This is a genomic window from Thiolapillus sp. (genome assembly GCF_048562965.1).
Lineage (GTDB): Bacteria > Pseudomonadota > Gammaproteobacteria > Chromatiales > Chromatiaceae > Thiolapillus > Thiolapillus brandeum_A.
The window spans coordinates 1-1,968 of record NZ_JBHNMF010000584.1; the positions used below are offsets into that span (position 1 = coordinate 1).

The window sequence follows — 1,968 nt, forward strand, 5'->3', positions numbered from 1 at the left end:
ATGCATTGCGCTATGTTATCTATGCCATGGCAGGTGCCATGGCTGTGATGGGAGCCATGGCCCTTGTCTGGAACGCGGCGGGTAACCTGAGTTTCGCCGGCCTGCAGTCAGCGGTTACTCACATGGGCACGGCTCCATTGTGGACTTTGGTGCTGCTGCTGTTTTTCGGTTTCGGCATCAAGATGGCTGTCCTGCCGTTCCATTTGTGGCAGGCCAATGCCTATGCCTTCCTGCCGGGACCGGCGAGCGCATTTCTCGGCGCCATTTCTTCCCGCATGGGCCTGTTTGCTGTTCTGGTGGTGCTGATCAGGCTGCTGGGTATCGTCAAGCTGGAAAGCCTGTCCATCGTGGGCAGCTTTTCCGCGCGGGACCTGCTTGCCTGGGTGTCCCTGCTGACGCTCATCATTCCCACCTTTATCGCGCTGCGACAGTATGATGCCCGGCTGCTGCTGGCCTGGCATGGTATCGGGCAGGGCGGTTACATGCTCATCGGTGTACTGGTGGGAACGGAAATGGGGGCTGCGGGTGGCCTGATGCACGTGTTCAATCACGCCACTTACCAGGCCATTCTTTCGCTGCCAGCCATGGAGAGCGAAGCGAAGGCTGGTAGTCCCCAGTAGCCGCGAGGCCGCACTGCTTACCCGTCGTGCGCATAGCGCCAGAGGGGAAGCAAAGTAGGCCTCCGAACGCGGCGTCCAGTCATATGGGAGCCAAGTACGGAGCAGCAACGAGCTTGCGAGGTTGTTGCGTAGTGCTTGGTGACCAGGACGTCTGGGGCACGAATAGGTTGTCAAAGGCCGAGTCGATTTTGGGGACTGGGATGTCCCAAAATCTATCACGAGGTCGAAGACACACTTGTCCTGGCAGTTACCGCTGTCGTCTATCGTACCGGTACGGCAGATCTGAATAAGATGGGCGGACTGGTTGTGCGCATGCCGCTCACCTTCCTTGTGTTGCTGTTCGGCATCATCGGACTGGCCAGATTGCCACCCATGAACGGTTTTGTTTCCAAGCTGCTGGTCTACCGTTCCCTGGTGAGCGAAGGTATGCCCCTGCTGTTCGTCGGCACCATCGTGGGTACGCTGGGCACGGTGCTGTCGGTTTTCAAGCTGATACACAACATCTTTCTCGGCCAGTTGCGTGTCGAACACGAGCAGATCCATGAAGTGCCCTGGAGCATGATGCTGCCCATGCTGCTGGTCGCAGGTCTGGTGTTCGTGACCGGCGTGATGCCGGGCCTGGTGCTGGAGTGGGTGGCCGCGGTGCAGACCAGCCTGGGACTGGATCCGGTGCACTATGTGCTGGGCGGGGTAAAGGTACAGGACAGCCAGGTGGACATGATTTGGATAACCGGCGTACTGTTTGCCGGTGTGGGTATCGCTGCCCTGATTTTCTTCGGCCTGGGTAACAGATCCAAGCGGGTGCATCAGCTTGACAATTACGCCGGCGGGCACTTTCTCACCGCGGATATCCGCTATCAGTACACCGACCATTTCTATGCCGGGCTGATGCATCATATCGGCTCCTGGTACCGCGGCAGTTTCCGCTGGGCGGAAGACGCGGTGACCACTGCGGTGGAAATCCTGTCCATACTCGCAAACCGCCTGGTACGGCAGGAGGTGCCGGCCTTTTCCATGCTGGTGATGGCGGTGCTGTTCATGGTCTGGGCCATCTACTGAGGGTCGATGATGAATGTGATTTCACTGTTGAACGAATTGATCCTGATGCCGCTGCTGGGCTTCATCATTGGGCTGGCCCTGCTGCTCATGATGCGCCGTATTGCAGCCAAGCTGCAGCGCCGGGTGGGTCCGCCGCTGTTGCAGCCTCTGTATGACGTGATCAAGACCTTTGGCAAGGAGACCCAGATCTCCCATGGCGTGATACATGACTGGGGCATCATCCTGGCCGTGGGCGGTTACATTGCCGCAGAGTAACTACTCACCCCTAAGATGAGTACAAGCCTGCCTC

4 protein-coding genes are annotated in these 1,968 nt (G+C 58.5%); 3 read left to right on the plus strand and 1 reads right to left on the minus strand.

Going from position 1 to position 1,968, the window contains the following annotated elements:
* Positions 1–56: 56 nt before the first annotated feature.
* Complete coding sequence (locus tag ACOCD2_RS17990) at positions 57–620, plus strand: proton-conducting transporter membrane subunit (RefSeq protein WP_419625212.1); 564 nt, start codon at positions 57–59, stop codon at positions 618–620.
* A 79-nt stretch (positions 621–699) separates the two neighbouring features.
* On the opposite strand, the gene ACOCD2_RS17995 is transcribed toward ACOCD2_RS17990, so the two are convergent.
* Complete coding sequence (locus ACOCD2_RS17995) at positions 700–855, minus strand: hypothetical protein (RefSeq protein WP_293649909.1); 156 nt, start codon at positions 853–855, stop codon at positions 700–702.
* Between the two features lie 47 nt (positions 856–902).
* On the opposite strand from ACOCD2_RS17995, the gene ACOCD2_RS18000 reads away from it, so the two are divergent.
* A complete protein-coding gene (locus ACOCD2_RS18000; RefSeq protein ID WP_294030603.1) occupies positions 903–1,679 on the plus strand; it encodes a proton-conducting transporter membrane subunit in 777 nt (258 codons plus the stop codon).
* Between the two features lie 15 nt (positions 1,680–1,694).
* Complete coding sequence (locus tag ACOCD2_RS18005) at positions 1,695–1,934, plus strand: NADH-quinone oxidoreductase subunit H (protein ID WP_293885772.1); 240 nt, start codon at positions 1,695–1,697, stop codon at positions 1,932–1,934.
* Positions 1,935–1,968: the final 34 nt, after the last annotated feature.

Bases quoted from the DNA above. Each gene is read 5' to 3' on its own strand.
- ACOCD2_RS17990 (WP_419625212.1), top strand. From the start codon at position 57: ATGGCCCTTGTCTGGAACGCGGCGGGTAACCTGAGTTTCGCCGGCCTG.